The 16,094-nt window shown below is 39.4% G+C and carries 17 protein-coding genes; all 17 read right to left on the minus strand.

The window, feature by feature from the left end:
* Positions 1-10: 10 nt before the first annotated feature.
* The 17 genes from mreB to upp all read right to left on the minus strand — a co-directional run bounded on the left by mreB (position 11) and on the right by upp (position 16,050).
* Complete coding sequence (gene mreB / locus ABH968_RS13355; RefSeq protein WP_370044610.1) at positions 11-1,006, minus strand: rod shape-determining protein; 996 nt, start codon at positions 1,004-1,006, stop codon at positions 11-13.
* Between the two features lie 459 nt (positions 1,007-1,465).
* Positions 1,466-1,726, minus strand: coding sequence for a sporulation transcriptional regulator SpoIIID (locus ABH968_RS13360; RefSeq protein WP_053484600.1), 261 nt, complete (start codon positions 1,724-1,726; stop codon positions 1,466-1,468).
* Between the two features lie 298 nt (positions 1,727-2,024).
* Positions 2,025-2,693 carry a peptidoglycan DD-metalloendopeptidase family protein gene (locus ABH968_RS13365; protein ID WP_370044612.1) on the minus strand — a complete coding sequence of 223 codons (669 nt, stop codon included), beginning with the start codon at positions 2,691-2,693 and terminating at the stop codon, positions 2,025-2,027.
* A 37-nt stretch (positions 2,694-2,730) separates the two neighbouring features.
* On the minus strand, positions 2,731-3,666 hold the full coding sequence (gene spoIID, locus ABH968_RS13370; protein ID WP_370044614.1) for a stage II sporulation protein D: 936 nt from the start codon (positions 3,664-3,666) through the stop codon (positions 2,731-2,733).
* Between the two features lie 485 nt (positions 3,667-4,151).
* Entirely contained in the window at positions 4,152-5,465 is a 1,314-nt protein-coding gene (gene murA, locus ABH968_RS13375) for a UDP-N-acetylglucosamine 1-carboxyvinyltransferase (RefSeq protein ID WP_370044616.1), read from the minus strand.
* A 795-nt stretch (positions 5,466-6,260) separates the two neighbouring features.
* On the minus strand, positions 6,261-6,500 hold the full coding sequence (locus tag ABH968_RS13380; RefSeq protein ID WP_370044617.1) for a DUF1146 family protein: 240 nt from the start codon (positions 6,498-6,500) through the stop codon (positions 6,261-6,263).
* Positions 6,501-6,597: 97 nt separating this feature from the next.
* On the minus strand, positions 6,598-7,005 hold the full coding sequence (locus ABH968_RS13385) for a F0F1 ATP synthase subunit epsilon (protein WP_100545243.1): 408 nt from the start codon (positions 7,003-7,005) through the stop codon (positions 6,598-6,600).
* 24 nt (positions 7,006-7,029) lie between these two features.
* Positions 7,030-8,445, minus strand: a complete 1,416-nt coding sequence (gene atpD / locus ABH968_RS13390; RefSeq protein WP_323654278.1) for a F0F1 ATP synthase subunit beta — start codon at positions 8,443-8,445, stop codon at positions 7,030-7,032.
* 49 nt (positions 8,446-8,494) lie between these two features.
* The gene (gene atpG / locus ABH968_RS13395; protein WP_370044620.1) at positions 8,495-9,352 is read right to left on the minus strand and encodes an ATP synthase F1 subunit gamma; all 858 of its coding nucleotides are present in this window, start codon (positions 9,350-9,352) and stop codon (positions 8,495-8,497) included.
* Between the two features lie 47 nt (positions 9,353-9,399).
* A complete protein-coding gene (gene atpA / locus ABH968_RS13400; RefSeq protein WP_370044621.1) occupies positions 9,400-10,908 on the minus strand; it encodes a F0F1 ATP synthase subunit alpha in 1,509 nt (502 codons plus the stop codon).
* A gap of 28 nt (positions 10,909-10,936) precedes the next feature.
* Complete coding sequence (locus ABH968_RS13405; protein ID WP_370044623.1) at positions 10,937-11,473, minus strand: F0F1 ATP synthase subunit delta; 537 nt, start codon at positions 11,471-11,473, stop codon at positions 10,937-10,939.
* The gene (atpF, locus tag ABH968_RS13410) at positions 11,470-11,991 is read right to left on the minus strand and encodes a F0F1 ATP synthase subunit B (RefSeq protein ID WP_370044625.1); all 522 of its coding nucleotides are present in this window, start codon (positions 11,989-11,991) and stop codon (positions 11,470-11,472) included. Before atpF ends, ABH968_RS13405 begins: the two co-directional genes overlap by 4 nt.
* 173 nt (positions 11,992-12,164) lie before the next feature.
* Complete coding sequence (atpE, locus tag ABH968_RS13415) at positions 12,165-12,377, minus strand: F0F1 ATP synthase subunit C (RefSeq protein WP_049668022.1); 213 nt, start codon at positions 12,375-12,377, stop codon at positions 12,165-12,167.
* Positions 12,378-12,442: 65 nt separating this feature from the next.
* A complete protein-coding gene (gene atpB / locus ABH968_RS13420; protein WP_370044627.1) occupies positions 12,443-13,165 on the minus strand; it encodes a F0F1 ATP synthase subunit A in 723 nt (240 codons plus the stop codon).
* A 36-nt stretch (positions 13,166-13,201) separates the two neighbouring features.
* Entirely contained in the window at positions 13,202-13,573 is a 372-nt protein-coding gene (locus tag ABH968_RS13425; protein WP_053484445.1) for an ATP synthase subunit I, read from the minus strand.
* A gap of 518 nt (positions 13,574-14,091) precedes the next feature.
* Positions 14,092-15,213, minus strand: a complete 1,122-nt coding sequence (wecB, locus tag ABH968_RS13430) for a non-hydrolyzing UDP-N-acetylglucosamine 2-epimerase (RefSeq protein ID WP_370044629.1) — start codon at positions 15,211-15,213, stop codon at positions 14,092-14,094.
* Between the two features lie 207 nt (positions 15,214-15,420).
* Entirely contained in the window at positions 15,421-16,050 is a 630-nt protein-coding gene (gene upp, locus ABH968_RS13435; protein ID WP_370044630.1) for a uracil phosphoribosyltransferase, read from the minus strand.
* Positions 16,051-16,094 lie beyond the last annotated feature (44 nt).

Here is a 16,094-nt window from a genome sequence, read left to right on the forward strand (position 1 = left end):
CATTGTATTTTTATAAGGATGCGGGCACTCGATCAATATTTTCAAGCATAATGCCTGTACCGATTGCTACACAATCCATAGGTTGCTCTGCAATGAACACAGGTACCTTTAGCTCTTCGATTAATAGCTGGTCCATACCGTGTAGTAATGCACCACCGCCAGTAATGATGACCCCACGATCAATTATATCAGCCGATAACTCTGGTGGTGTTTTTTCTAAAACATTTTTTGCAGATTGGACGATCATAGCAACCGATTCATGTAATGCACGTTCAATCTCCTCTGAGTGAATCGTTATTGTACGTGGTAGACCTGTCACCATGTCTCGGCCACGAATATCCATTGAATCGTCTCGGCTACCTTTAAAGACTGTACCGATAGTAATTTTTATGGCTTCTGCAGTACGTTCACCAATTAGCAATTTATATTCTTTTTTAATATATTGTAAAATATCATTATCAAAAATGTCTCCTGCCACTTTAATGGACTCGCTCGTTACAATATCACCCATTGATAGGACTGCAATATCTGTTGTTCCGCCGCCAATATCGACTACCATATTGCCGCTAGGTTGGAATATATCCATGCCTGCTCCAATAGCTGCAACTTTTGGTTCTTCTTCTAAGTATACTTTTTTTCCACCTGATTTTTCTGCAGCTTCACGGATAGCTTTTTGCTCAACACTAGTAATGTTTGTTGGACAGCAAATTAAAATACGTGGCTTAGCTAAAAATCCTTTGACGTTTAATTTGTTGATGAAATGTTTTAGCATCGCTTCTGTAACGTCAAAATCTGCAATGACACCATCTCGTAGTGGACGAATTGCAGTAATATTACCCGGTGTACGCCCTACCATTTGGCGAGCCTCTTCCCCCACCGCTAATACTTTATTTGTTTTTTTATCAATCGCCACAACAGATGGTTCATTTAAGACGATTCCTTTACCTTTAACGTGTATTAATACGTTCGCAGTTCCTAAGTCAATGCCAATATCTTTCGAAAACATTTTATAATTTCTCCTTCCCGCCATTTCCAACTACATAACGTTCATTTTTATCTGTTTATCTAGAATATTTTATCATATCCTATTGGTAATTACACCTAATTTTAGTGAATAGAACTTCATTCTTTCAATTATATGAATACTTATTGAAAAGAAGAAATCGTTTAAATAATTTTTTGTATTGTTTCATTATTGAAAGTTTGGGATGACATATTTCAAACGTATTTATGTGAATAAGTTGATTGGAGTGGAGACTGGGCGACTCCTTGGGGATCAGCAATAGAGGAACGAATGCTAAAACCATCACATCCTGTGATAACGCCTTCGTGATTAACATCGTGTTAGCCCGACGCCCCCAGGAAAGCGCCCAGTCGGAACGGAAATCGACCACACGTTATTTTGAGTAGCCTTTTATGAGGATATATGTATCTAGCTTGTCCTTTGCATCAAAAAAAGAACGAATCATTCATGACTCGCTCTTTCTTTCCACTTGTTTTTCGTTGCCTCTCCTCCACGAATATGACGTACGGCCTTATGGTAGGCGAGTATTTCCTTTACTTGCTCAGCTAATGCTTCATGAATTGTTGGTAGTCGCTCTGTTAAATCTTTGTGCACCGTACTTTTTGAATAACCTGTCATTTTCGCGAGGACACGCACAGTCTCACGCGTCTCAATCAATAATTCACCGAGGCGTATGCAGCGCTTCCGAATGTGCTCGTGCACGTTCTTCGTCCTTTCCACACAATTTCACAAATGGCATCAGATGCACGTCTGCGCATTTCTTCACCTTATGTGAGGACAAAGCTATTCAGAACACATTTTACATTTTCACGATAAAATACCGATTTTTTATGCATTTTTTAGTATTCGTTTCTCTCAATGTAAATTATCATTTACTATATTTGAAATCTACGAATTTTCCTATCATCAATTATGCCTCAGTTTGGATACCCGCTGAAAAGTGGCTTAAACCAGTAGAAGTCTCTCGCCTATAGAGGTGAGAGACTTCTACTGAAATAAGTTAAAAGGCTAGTAATTTTTTCGGATTAATATATTTCCCGTTTTCTAGTACTTCAAAATGCAAGTTAACGCCAGCTGATTGGTTCCACTCATTGTCAGTCGCTTTTCCAAGTACTTGACCTTGTGTTACCTCATCGCCTTCCTTGACAGCAATGTCTTTTACAGAGCTATAATGTGTTTCCTTACCATCTGCATGCTCAATAACAATTTTATTGCCTGTAAATGCATCAAGTTTTACTTGTTTTACTTTACCACTTAGAGCAGCAAGTACTTCAAATTCTTCACCATTCATAGAAAGAGTAATACCGGAAGATGTCGTAAATGTTTGATTAAATACCATTAGTGCTTTTTCACGCGACTCTGCATTAGCCTCTACTTCATAAAACTCTTGTGAAACTTGAATCTTACTAAGATTCGCTTCCTTGAACGGGTACTTCATTGTTTCTGTTTTTGCATTTGTTTCAACTACAGGACCTGAATCTACTTCTGCTACATTTGTTGACGGAGCCTCTTCTACTTTTGATACGAGACTATTGTAACCAAGCAGCAAACCTGCTAGCATTAGAGCCCCACCAGCGTAAACAACTGGCCAAAACCATGGTTTCTTCTGTAATTGAACTTTTTCATCTTGTTGATTCTGAGAAGTTTTACTATTTTTATCCTCTCTCATTTTCATCACCTCTAATTGCAGTGTGAACAACTAGAAGTTATTTTAAACATGCATCTATCTTTTTTATTTCAATATCTTGATAATAATAGTGTAAAATTTCGGCAGCATTTTTCCCATCACTTGCCAAAGCCTCTGCTCCATATTGACTCATTCCTACCCCATGCCCGTATCCTTTCGTGCTCACTTGCACTTTTCCAGCGGTGGAATTATATGAAATTTTAAAATCCGTTGATGATATTTGCAAAAGTGTTCGAACTTCTCGCCCTGACCACACATTCTTACCTAACTGCATGCGTTCAACACGTCCTGTATCATTTAAAAAGAACTGTGCACGGTTGAAATCACTTGCTTGCCATTTAATAGGCCACAGTGCATTCCATTCAGATAATGTCCATTCTTTCATCGCTGAAAACTTTGGTGATGATAGATCCGACATACTCGCAACGCTTTGTAAATAAGGTACATCATTGCCACTAAAATCGTAGGCACTTTCTGTTTTCCCATTGCTAGTAGAGTGAAACATTGCCGTAATTAATTCATTATTATATAGAAGAACTTGTCCTTTCGTTTCGTTAATAGCCTCGACAATTTTCTTTTCATTCCCCGGGAAATTGCTAGTCCAATTCGCTTTTCTTTGCTCCTTATCGTAAAAAACTTGTCTAGCAACAGTAGGAGCGATGGCTATTTTACCGTAATTTGTCGATTTCAACGCGTATGTCCTTGCTGCAATAGCCTGCGCCTTTAAAGCTTCTTTTTTAAATGAAACAGGCATTTCTGCAGCTACTACACCAGTTATATACGTTTCTAAAGAGATTTTCTCCTGTTGCCCCTCCACTTCTATGAATATTTCACAAGCTTGCTCTGCTGTTGAAGGTGAATCCTCAACCGTGCGTCTCTCATTAAATGCCACAGGAAGCATATATAATGCACCAATCAAACAAATTATGCCTATACTCATTATCCATTTTTTCATAAGGAATAATATGCTAGAACTCTTCAAAATATGTGGCCGTTGGCGGAGGTAAAGCATGGTAAACATGATTGGGGGCTGCACATGTAAAGCATGAGCGTTAGGTGGCACGGAGGTTAAAACCGTCTTATCTAGTGACAATGTATTTGCGGAAAAGAAGCGTTTTCCGCCTTATGAGAGGATGTTAGTTCCTATTTAGCGCTTTTAAAATGTATGCCATGCCATGTTATAAGGTGATTGGAGTGGAGGCTGGGCAACTCCTTGGGGATCAGCAATAGAGGAACGAAGGCTAAAACCATCACGTCCTGTGATAACGCCTTCGTGACTAACATCGTGTTAGCCCGACGCCCCCAGGAAAGCGCCCAGCCGGAACGGAAATCAACTTCACGTTATGGTGAGCGATTTTTAGGCTAACACTTCACTTTCGCCAGCATGGATTAAACTATAAAAAAACCCTCTGCATCTAAGCAAAGGGTTTATAAATCTATTTAGTTTGTTGGTAATTCAACAGTTGTTTTCTCTTTAATGATAACTTCCTCAAGTGGTACACGTTCAATGTGTGCGCCAAGTGCAGCCAGCTTGCCATGGAAATCGACATAACCGCGATCTAAGTGATGAAGCTTTGTAACTCTAGTCACACCTTCAGATACAAGACCTGCTAAAATTAGTGCAGCCGCAGCTCGTAAATCAGTCGCCATTACTTCAGCACCCTGAAGGTTTACAGGCCCTTCGATAAACACAGAACGTCCTTCTATTTTAGCACCGGCATTCATACGGCGGAACTCCTCAACATGCATAAAACGATTTTCAAAAACTGTTTCCGTAATAATACTCGTACCTTCAGCCGTTAACATCAAGGCCATCATTTGAGATTGCATATCTGTCGGGAAGCCTGGATGCGGCATAGTTTTAATATCAACAGCTTTTAATGTTTTAGGAGCACGTACACGGATTCCTTCATCTAGTTCAGTTATTTCTACACCCATTTCACGCATCTTTGCAATTAATGCTGTCATATGCTCAGGGACTGCATTTTCAATCGTTACATCCCCTTTAGTAATTGCTGCTGCAACCATAAATGTGCCAGCTTCGATACGGTCAGGAATAATATGATGTTCTGTTCCATATAATGTATCGACTCCTTCAATACGAATCGTATTCGTACCTGCACCGATAACACGACCACCCATACTATTAATGAAGTTTGCAAGGTCTACAATTTCAGGCTCTTTCGCTGCATTTTCAATTACAGTTGTTCCTTGCGCTAAGGCTGCAGCTGTCATAATATTTTCTGTTGCCCCAACACTTGGGAAGTCCAAATACACATTTGCGCCTTTTAAACGTCCTTCTGCCTTCGCCTCTACATATCCATGACCAAAAGAGATTTTTGCTCCCATAGCTTCAAAGCCCTTTAAATGTAACTCAATTGGACGGGAACCGATTGCACAGCCCCCAGGTAAAGCAACACGAGCATAGCCATTTCGAGCAAGTAAAGAACCCATCACTAAAATCGATGCACGCATTTTACTGACAAACTCAAATTGAGCTTCGCTAGAAAGTTCTTTTGTTGTATCTATATATACTGTATTGTCCTCAGGTATATATGTAACTGCCGCATTTAGACTTTTTAGTACTTCATTTATAGTAAAGACATCTGCTAAGTTAGGGACTTCTTTAATTACATTTTCTCCTTTAGAGGCAAGTAAAGCCGCTGCTAGGATTGGTAACACCGCATTTTTTGCGCCCTCTACGCGCACTTTCCCCTGTAGCTTTTGGCCGCCAGTCACTATTATTTTTTCCACCCTATGTCCCTCCGAATTCAATCTATTAATCTATCAAAATTTTATTTTAAAAAGAAGTATAATGTCATAATCAGTAAACAAACAACTTTATAGTACAACTTTTCTTACGCTCGTTCAAGCATCCAAATCACTATTTTACGTCATTTATTGATATTTTGCTATTTATTTATTGTACGCATGAAATTTTTTTTTGTGAATGACCAATAACACGGAAGAAAAGCGGAAATTTCTAATATATACCCAAAGATATGTGAACAAAAAACAAAATCTATGAATTTCATCAATTATGCCTCGGCATAATTGGTCCGGAATCGGCTTTGTGCTTAGGCCTGCACGAGGGCCGACACGATGTCGGTCATTTCGGTAATGCCACAGGACGTGGCGTTTTTACCGATGCAGGTCAGTTAGCCGTTATCGCATGGATGCGATGATTTTAGGCTAACATCCTTTATTAACTCCTTTCCGATTTCCGTGACATCCGCCGGAGGCTTAGGCCAACAGATGTTTTTTGTGCGAAAGCGTAGTGCTAACGCAGCGGCAGCAACATGATGTTGGTCACTCAGTCGTTGCCACAGGACGTGGCGTTCTTAGACTGAGTTCCTCTATTTCAGCGGATGTTTGTATAAAAGTAACTTAAACTCGCATTCATCTCACCACCTATAGAGATGGGAGACTTTTACTGAAAGAAGTTAAAACTGATTTTTACATATTTCAAAGGACCACATAAATTATGTTATAAAGCCCTGTGAAACATGTAGATTCAATTACTAACATAAAGATAGTAATAAGGGGCTATTAAAATAAATACGGAAGCTTCCCTGACCAGTTTGAAATTTGCAGAAAGAAATTAGAAACGGCTGATCCTATCGCAATACTCAATAAAATATAAATTAATTGGATTTGAAAAACTTTATTCTTCTTAAAGATTTTTTCTAGCATAAACGCTTGTAGCGCATAAAAAGTAATAGCGATAAAAAATATATGCGAAAAAATCCCTATTAAAGCTTCTTGCCCTATTGCCTCATATATTTCCATGTTGGTTCCTCCATATTAATTTCTCTAGCGATACTCTCAAACGGTTGCATAAAGTTAAAAAACGGACAGATGTTGAATCTGCCCGTTAAAATTCGAATTAGATATTACCCTCATGAACGTTGATACGATTCAACGCACGTTTTAATGCTAGGTCAGCACGTTTGAAATCAATGTTATCTTGTTTATCTTGAAGACGACCTTCAGCACGTTTAACGGCTTCTTTAGCACGTTTAACATCGATGCTTTCAGCAATTTCAGCAGACGGCGCTAAAATTGAGATTTTTTCAGGGCGAACTTCAATGAAACCACCGCTTAAAGCTACAAGTTCAGTTGAACCGTTTTCTTTTTTAAGCTTCACTGCACCAATTGCAAGTGGAGCAACCATAGGAATATGGCCTGCAAGAACACCGATTTCACCTGAAGTTGTTTTAGCGATTACCATTGATACTTCAGAATCGTATACCGGGCCGTCGGGAGTGACAATATTGACTAGAACTGTCTTCATATTTTTTCCTCCTCGTCCCTAGTATTAAACCTCTACGCCCATGCTTTTCGCTTTTTCAACTACTTCATCAATAGAACCAACTAGACGGAAAGCATCTTCTGGTAGGTGATCCCATTTGCCATCAAGGATTTCCTTGAATGAGCGAACAGTTTCTTTAACAGGTACATAAGAACCTTTTTGACCAGTAAATTGTTCCGCAACGTGGAAGTTTTGAGATAAGAAGAATTGAATACGACGAGCACGTTCTACTGTTTGTTTATCTTCATCAGATAATTCATCCATACCTAAGATAGCAATGATATCTTGTAATTCACGGTAACGTTGGATTGTACGTTGTACACCAGTAGCGATTGCGTAGTGCTCAGCGCCTACGATTTCTGGTGATAAAGCACGAGAAGTCGAAGCTAATGGGTCAACCGCAGGGTAGATACCCATTTCTGATAATTTACGCTCAAGGTTAGTAGTTGCATCTAAATGGGCGAAAGTTGTAGCTGGAGCCGGGTCAGTATAGTCATCGGCTGGTACATAGATCGCTTGAATAGAAGTTACAGAACCTTTGTTAGTAGATGTGATACGTTCTTGTAATTTACCCATTTCAGTTGCAAGTGTTGGTTGGTAACCTACCGCAGAAGGCATACGACCTAATAGGGCAGAAACCTCAGAACCTGCTTGTGTGAAACGGAAGATATTGTCGATGAATAAAAGTACGTCAGCACCTTGCTCATCACGGAAGTATTCTGCCATTGTAAGACCAGTTAAAGCTACACGCATACGTGCACCTGGTGGTTCGTTCATTTGACCGAATACCATCGCTGTTTGCTTGATAACGCCTGAATCGCTCATCTCGAAGAATAAGTCGTTCCCTTCACGAGTACGCTCACCTACACCAGCGAATACAGAGATACCTGAGTGCTCTTGTGCGATGTTGTTGATTAATTCTTGGATTAATACAGTTTTACCTACACCGGCACCACCGAATAGACCGATTTTACCACCTTTGATATATGGTGCTAATAAGTCTACTACTTTGATACCTGTTTCAAGAATTTCAACTGTAGTTGAAAGTTCATCGAAAGATGGTGCTTCGCGGTGAATTGAATCACGACGAACGTCAGCTGGAATCTCTTCACCTAAGTCGATTACTTCTCCAAGTACGTTGAATACACGACCTAAAGTAACTTCACCAACTGGTACTGAGATAGCTTTTCCTGAGTCTGTTACTTCTGCTCCACGTTGTAAGCCATCAGTAGATGACATTGCAATTGTACGAACAGAATCATCACCTAAATGAAGAGCAACTTCTAATGCAAGAATTGTTGGTTCTTCATTAGGACGTTCAATCTTAACTGTTAGTGAGTTATAGATTGCTGGTAATTGGCCATTGTCAAATTTTACGTCAACAACTGGACCCATTACTTGAATAACATGTCCTTTATTCATTACTGTGTATCCTCCTATCGTATTCTTATACGACATTGGGAAGCTGGGCCTATTCTAAGGCTGCAGCTCCACCAACGATTTCTGTAATTTCTTGTGTAATCGCCGCTTGACGCGCACGGTTATATTGCAATGAAAGGTCTGAAATAAGATCAGATGCGTTATCAGTTGCATTTTTCATAGCCGTCATACGAGAAGCATGTTCACTTGCTTTTCCATCTAATAATGCGCCGTAAACTAAGCTTTCCGCGTATTGTGGAAGTAATACTTCAAGAATTGCTTCACCAGATGGCTCAAATTCGTAAGAAGCATTACTGCTAGCAGGTGCAAGATCCGTTAATGGAAGAAGTTTTTTCTCTGTCACTTCGCTAGCAATAGCGCTGACAAAGTGATTGTAGTACATATAAAGTTCATCATACGTACCGTCAATGAACATACCAACAGCTTTACGAGCGATTTCTTTAATATCAGCAAATGATGGTTGGTCCGGAAGACCGATAACATCGCTGACGACATTATGATCACGTTTCACAAAGTAGTCACGAACAACACGACCTACTGCTAAAATCACGTATTCGTCTTTAGATTTATGACGCTCGTCAATTGTACGTTGTACTTGACGTAGGATACTTGAGTTGTAAGCACCTGCAAGACCACGGTCAGAACCAATGACTAAGTAAGCTGTTTTCTTAACAGGACGAGCAGTTAACATTGGATGTCCACTGTCTTTTGTCCCTGAAGCGATCGCGCCTACTACGTCCTGGATTTTTTCCATGTAAGGAACGTACGCTTTAGCGTTTTGCTCTGCACGACGTAACTTGGAAGAAGAAACCATCTGCATCGCTTTCGTAATTTGTTTCGTACTCTTTGTAGAATTAATACGACCTTTTATTTCGCGTAAGTTTACCACTGGTATTTCACCACCTTTTGTTTTTTAATCAAGTGACTAGCTCGAACTTATTCTGATTTAGCGAAAGTTTTTTTGAACTCAGTTAAAGCTGCTACGTAATCAGCATCAGGAGCAAGTTCTTTTGTAGTACGAACGTGATCTAAAACGTTTGTGTGGTTTGTATCTAACCAGCTTAAGAATTCACCTTCAAAGCGAACGATATCTTGTACTGGAATATCATCTAAGTGACCTTTAGTTAATGCATAAAGGATAGCAACTTGCTTTTCAACTTTAAGTGGTTTGTTTAGGTCTTGTTTAAGAACTTCAACCGTACGTTTACCACGCTCAAGTTTAGCCAGTGTGATTTTATCTAAATCAGAACCGAATTGAGCAAATGATTCAAGTTCACGGAATGCAGCTAAGTCAAGACGTAGTGTACCCGCAACTTTTTTCATCGCTTTAATTTGAGCAGATCCACCAACACGTGATACAGAAAGACCCGCGTTAATCGCTGGACGTACACCTGAGTTGAATAAGTCAGATTGTAAGAAAATTTGTCCATCAGTGATTGAGATTACGTTAGTTGGGATGTATGCAGAGATATCCCCAGCTTGTGTCTCAACGAATGGAAGAGCTGTAATAGAACCATTTTGATATGTTTCGTTTAACTTCGCAGCACGTTCAAGTAAGCGGCTGTGTAAGTAGAAAACGTCACCAGGGTATGCTTCACGACCTGGAGGACGGCGTAGAAGAAGTGAAAGTTCACGGTAAGCTGATGCTTGTTTAGAAAGATCATCATACACGATTAATACGTGCTTACCTTGTAACATGAATTCTTCTGCCATAGAAACACCAGCAAATGGTGCTAAGTATAGTAATGGAGCTGGTTGAGATGCAGCAGCAGTTACAACGATTGTATAATCTAATGCACCGTGCTTACGTAACGTTTCAACTACACCACGTACAGTTGATTCTTTTTGACCGATGGCAACGTAGATACAAATCATATTTTCACCAGTTTGGTTTAAGATTGTATCGATTGCTACTGATGTTTTACCTACTTGACGGTCACCGATGATTAACTCACGTTGACCACGACCGATTGGTACTAAAGCGTCAATCGCTTTGATACCAGTTTGTAGTGGTTCGTGTACTGATTTACGAGCCATTACACCGAAAGCTGGACTTTCGATTGGACGAGATTTTGTTGTGTTGATTGGACCTTGTCCATCCACTGGTTGACCAAGTGGGTTTACAACACGACCAATTAGTTCTTCACCAACTGGTACTTCCATGATACGACCTGTACGACGAACTTCATCGCCTTCTTTGATGTCAGCGTATGGACCTAAGATTACGATACCAACGTTACCTTCTTCTAGGTTTTGAGCCATACCCATAACACCGTTAGAGAACTCTAGAAGTTCTCCAGCCATGGCGTTGTCGAGGCCATGAGCAAGAGCGATACCGTCACCAATACGGATAACTGTACCAACTTCGCTTACTTTAAGTTCAGATTCATAATTCTCAATCTGTTGTTTAATCAGACTGCTGATTTCTTCAGCCTTGATGCCCATGTATGTCACCTCTCACATTTCTAAATTATTAACCGATTAATTCACGTTTTAGGCGCTCTAGCTTGTTCGCTACTGAGCTATCATAAATATGATTACCGATTTGAACACGAATACCACCAAGAAGTGATGGATCAATTTCGTTTGTAATGTTTAATGATTGTTTTCCTACAAGTTTCGCAAATGTTGTAGAAATATTAGCGCTTTCTTCAGCAGAAAGTGCACGAGTAGAGAATACTGTTGCATCTGCAGTACCTTGTGCCTGTGCAGCAAGCTCAGCATATGCGTTAGCAATAAGCTTCAGTTCGTTTACACGTTTTTTCTCAACAAGTAGTTGAACTGCGTGTACAACCTCTGGAGTTGCACCTGCAAAGATTTCTGCTACCATTTGTTTCTTACGTTCGATAGAGAACTTAGGAGCATTTAAAAGTGTTAAAAAATCAGGAGATTCTTTGACAACCTTTGTTAGCTCGTTTAAGTCTGCTCCAACTTCAGCAAGAATGTTTTTTTGTTGCGCTAATTGAAAAAGCGCTTGTGCGTAACGTTTTGCTACAGTTGAATTACTCATCGAGCTTCCCCTGCCTTCGCAATCGTCTCTTCAATTAGAGCACGGTTGTCTGCCTCAGAAATCTCTTTGCTAAGGACTTTAGATGCTGCAAGTACAGATAATGAAACGACTTCATCACGTACAGCTGCAATAGCTTTTTCTTTTTCAGACTCAATTTCACGTAAAGCCGATTCTTTTAAGCGGTTTGCTTCATTGCGAGCTGCAGTAAGAATTTCTTCTTTTTGCGTTTCGCCTTGCTTCTTAGCGCCTTCAACAATCGATTGTGCTTCCGTACGAGCTTCTTTAAGAAGGCTCTTTTGTTCTTCTAAATATTGGTGAGAATCTTTGCGGGCTTTTTCAGCTGCTTCGATTTCACTAGCTACTAATTCTTCACGTTGTTGCATGATGCCCATAAGTGGACCCCAAGCGAACTTTTTAAGTAAAAGCATTAACACTAAGAAGATAATTAATGTTGCGGCGATATCACCACCATTGAAACCTTCACTAGCGTTGCCTAGTACAAGATAATCTAAAAACACGATTGTTTCACTCCCTTCAAGAGCTTTAACTTCAACATAATAATTTAATAACTTGAAAAACTACCTATTTTAAAAAGCTATATTTACACATAGCTTTTATCAGTTCCAAAATGAATGGCGAAGTTTCATCTGGAGATTCCTGCTTCGCCACTAGAATTCAGTGTACAACTGAATTATTTGTTCATTACGATGAATGCGATTACTACTGCGATGATTGGTAGGGCCTCAACTAATGCTACCCCGATGAACATTGTAGTTTGAAGAACGCCACGAGCCTCTGGTTGGCGAGCGATACCCTCTACTGTTTTTGAAACGATAAGACCGTTACCGATACCTGCACCAAGTGCACCTAAACCGATTGCGATTGCTGCTGCTAATAAACCCATTTGAAAATTTCCTCCTTGGAATTGTTTGTTTTTTTTTAGTTCAAGCATAAGATATATGCTTTATATTAATGGTCATCGCTCACTTTATGAGCCATGTATACCATTGTTAACATTGTGAAGATAAAGGCTTGGATAAAGCCGATGAAAATAGAGAAACCTTGCCATGCCATCATTGGAACAATTGCTCCGATGAATCCAATAGCACCTGATGATGCTAAACCTGCGATTAAGCCAAGTAAAATCTCACCTGCATAAATGTTACCGTAAAGACGAAGACCTAATGTTAAAGTGTTCGCAAATTCTTCAACGATTTTTAGCGGGAACATGAATGACATTGGTTTGAAGAATGTACCCACATAATGGCCTGTCCCCTTCATTTTAATACCATAGAAATGTGTTAAGGCTAAAATCATTGCTGCAAGCGTCATTGTAACAGTTGGGTCAGCTGTAGGAGATTTCCACCAAAGTTCGCCGTTATAGGCGATAGAGAATGGAAGACCTAATAAGTTAGATACAGCGATAAACATAATAAGTGTGATACCTAATATGTGGAATCGTCCACCAGTTTTCCAGTCCATATTGCTTTTTATGATGTTCTTTACGAAATCCATAATCCATTCCATAAAGTTTTGCATGCCAGTAGGTTTTAACTTTAGGCTTCTAGTTGAGATAAATGCGATTAAGAAAACGATTACGGCCGCAACTAGTAACATCATAACAGTTGAAAGGTTGAACGTTAGCTTGAACAAACCAAAATCAACTACTTGTAATGGAGCTTCATGATTCATTGTTATTTTTCACCTCTCTTTCTAATTTAAAGCACATTAGCGGTTCCTTACATGTGACACAATTCTCTCGACAAAGAGAAAAACGTACGGAATCATTAGCCCTATGACCGTGCTAATTAAGTGAAAATAGTTTGGCAACGAAATGGCTAAAGCGACTGCCGCTACACCTGATGCAAAGCGAAGCGCTGTACCAAGTGAGCCTACTTTCTTCCCTTCACTAATGGATCGATCAAACTTGTCCATACGGCGAACTAAAATCCAAAAATTATACGTACCAAAGAATGCACCGATTGCGATGCCCGCAAAAACCGTCTGATAGGGTGTAAATCCCCAGCCTAATGCACAGAGTGCGAGCAAAAAAAATAACGCTCTCTTCTGCACAGCAATAATGTGATGCAAATCTAGCATTGGTTTATAATCTCCTGAATCATTTTTTCGAGTAAAGAAACGTTTGCTGACCACTATGTGAAATCAGAAAAGAGCAGTGAAAAACACTACTCACAGCGGAATAGTAACGGGAGAGCGTCATTTTGAAATTACAGGTGTAAATCCCAAAAAATATCTTACACCCCGAAACGCACAAAACGTTGCAAATCGACAGCTTATGGTTTGAACTGTCAATTTAGTAGAAACTTGATGTAACAAGTGTTTCAACCTCTATTTACGATTTGAAACCCTTATCATTATTACCCTTTGTAAGCATACAATAGGAGATATTTGAAGTCAATTAGTAAAGGAGAAAAACTTCACAGCCACTATACTCTTGTCAAATTGTTGACAAATTTGTGTATGGAAATTCATAGTTTCAAAATCAAAGTTCACGTTTGTGCAAAAAAAAGCTAATTTACGACACATTTATGCTCGCAAATTAGCTCACTCATCACGGTTAGTACATTAGACTTATTTTTCGTTTTCAATAAGGGATATTACTTGCTTTTTTGTAAAAATCCCAAAAGAGCCTTCACAATACGCTCAGAAGCGTGTCCATCACCATAAGGATTTGACGCTTTTGCCATTGCTTCATAGGCATTTGTATCTTCTATTAATTGCTTAGCTAGAGAGTAGATTGTTTCTTCTTCCGTTCCAGCTAGCTTAAGAGTCCCTGCTTCAATACCTTCTGGGCGCTCTGTTGTATCTCTAAGTACTAAAACTGGTTTACCTAATGAAGGTGCTTCTTCTTGGACGCCACCAGAATCAGTTAAAATCATATAAGAATTAGCCGCAAAGTTATGGAAATCGAAGACCTCAAGAGGTTCAATTAAATGTACACGCTTATGATCTCCTAAAATCTCATTAGCTATTTCTCGTACAGCTGGGTTCATATGGACTGGGTAAACAACTTGTACATTCTCATGCTCTGCTAAAATTCTAATAATCGCTCTAAACATATGACGCATAGGTTCACCTAGATTTTCACGACGATGTGCTGTTAATAAAATCATACGATCCGAACCTATTTTTTCTAACACAGGATGTGTGTAATGTTCACTTACTGTTGTCGCTAATGCGTCGATAGCTGTGTTACCTGTCACAAAAATAGTCTCAGGGTTTTTATTTTCATCTAAAAGGTTTTTCTTTGATACTTCTGTCGGTGCGAAATGAAGGTCAGCCATGACACCTGTTAACTGGCGATTCATTTCCTCTGGGTATGGTGAATACTTATTCCAAGTTCGAAGACCTGCTTCTACATGTCCGATAGCAATTTGGTTATAAAATGCAGCTAGGCTTGCAATGAACGTTGTTGCTGTATCGCCATGTACTAAAACAATATCCGGTTTTGCTTCTTTCATGACTTTGTCTAAGCCTTGTAATGCATTAGTCGTCACGTCAATTAATGTTTGACGATCCTTCATAATATTTAAATCGTAGTCTGGTGTAATTTTAAATGTGTCTAAAACTTGATCGAGCATTTGGCGATGTTGGGCTGTTACCGTCACAATCGATTCTATTTGCTCAGGATGCTTTTGTAACTCCAATACAAGTGGAGCCATTTTAATAGCTTCTGGTCTCGTACCGAAAATCGTCATTACTTTCCATTTTTTCATCAAAACGATTTACACCGTCCTTTGTTATATTTGTATGAAAAGTGCTTTACTTCCATTGATCTGCGTCATATGAGAAAAGTGCCGGACTTCAAGAGAAGTAATTCGCCTAACATACTATGAAACGTCCTTCAATATTGAAGGACGCTCTCAAAAGTTATAAGTTGCCAAAAATTACATACTAAATGAATTCAACTGGTAAACTGTTCAGTATTATTTCGTACCGAATAAGCGGTCGCCTGCATCACCTAAACCAGGGACAATATAGCCATGGTCATTTAATTTTTCATCAAGTGCAGCGATATAGATATCTACATCTGGATGCTGTTCTTGAATTTCTTTTACACCCTCTGGCGCTGCGATTAAGCACATGAATTTAATGCTTTTCGCACCACGTTTTTTCAGTGAGTTGATCGCTTCCACTGCTGATCCACCTGTTGCAAGCATTGGGTCTACAATGATGAAATCACGTTCTTCAACATCTGCAGGAAGTTTTGCATAGTATTCTACAGGTTTTAAAGTTTCTGGGTCACGATAAAGACCGATATGACCAACTTTTGCAGCTGGAATTAGATTTAATACACCATCTACCATGCCAATACCTGCACGTAAAATCGGTACAATCGCAATTTTCTTACCAGAAAGTACTTTTGTCTTAGCGACTGTAACAGGTGTCTCAATTTCAATTTCCTCTACTGGCATATCACGTGTAATTTCGAATGCCATTAATGTTGCAACTTCGTCTACTAGCTCACGGAATTCTTTTGTTCCTGTATTCTTATCACGAATATAAGTTAACTTATGTTGGATTAGTGGATGATCAAATACGTATACTTTGCTCAAAGGGATTCGCTCCTAACCGTTCGGATTTCATTTTTATCTCACCT

The sequence above is a fragment of the Lysinibacillus sp. RC79 genome, from assembly GCF_041262405.1.
GTDB lineage: Bacteria > Bacillota > Bacilli > Bacillales_A > Planococcaceae > Lysinibacillus.

Coding starts and splice junctions, on each gene's coding strand:
- mreB (WP_370044610.1), bottom strand. CDS start 1,006: ATGTTTTCGAAAGATATTGGCATTGACTTAGGAACTGCGAACGTATTA.
- ABH968_RS13365 (WP_370044612.1), bottom strand. CDS start 2,693: ATGAGAGAGGATAAAAATAGTAAAACTTCTCAGAATCAACAAGATGAA.
- spoIID (WP_370044614.1), bottom strand. CDS start 3,666: ATGAAAAAATGGATAATGAGTATAGGCATAATTTGTTTGATTGGTGCA.
- ABH968_RS13380 (WP_370044617.1), bottom strand. CDS start 6,500: ATGGAAATATATGAGGCAATAGGGCAAGAAGCTTTAATAGGGATTTTT.
- ABH968_RS13385 (WP_100545243.1), bottom strand. CDS start 7,005: ATGAAGACAGTTCTAGTCAATATTGTCACTCCCGACGGCCCGGTATAC.
- atpD (WP_323654278.1), bottom strand. CDS start 8,445: ATGAATAAAGGACATGTTATTCAAGTAATGGGTCCAGTTGTTGACGTA.
- atpA (WP_370044621.1), bottom strand. CDS start 10,908: ATGGGCATCAAGGCTGAAGAAATCAGCAGTCTGATTAAACAACAGATT.
- ABH968_RS13405 (WP_370044623.1), bottom strand. CDS start 11,473: ATGAGTAATTCAACTGTAGCAAAACGTTACGCACAAGCGCTTTTTCAA.
- atpE (WP_049668022.1), bottom strand. CDS start 12,377: ATGGGTTTATTAGCAGCAGCAATCGCAATCGGTTTAGGTGCACTTGGT.
- atpB (WP_370044627.1), bottom strand. CDS start 13,165: ATGAATCATGAAGCTCCATTACAAGTAGTTGATTTTGGTTTGTTCAAG.
- ABH968_RS13425 (WP_053484445.1), bottom strand. CDS start 13,573: ATGCTAGATTTGCATCACATTATTGCTGTGCAGAAGAGAGCGTTATTT.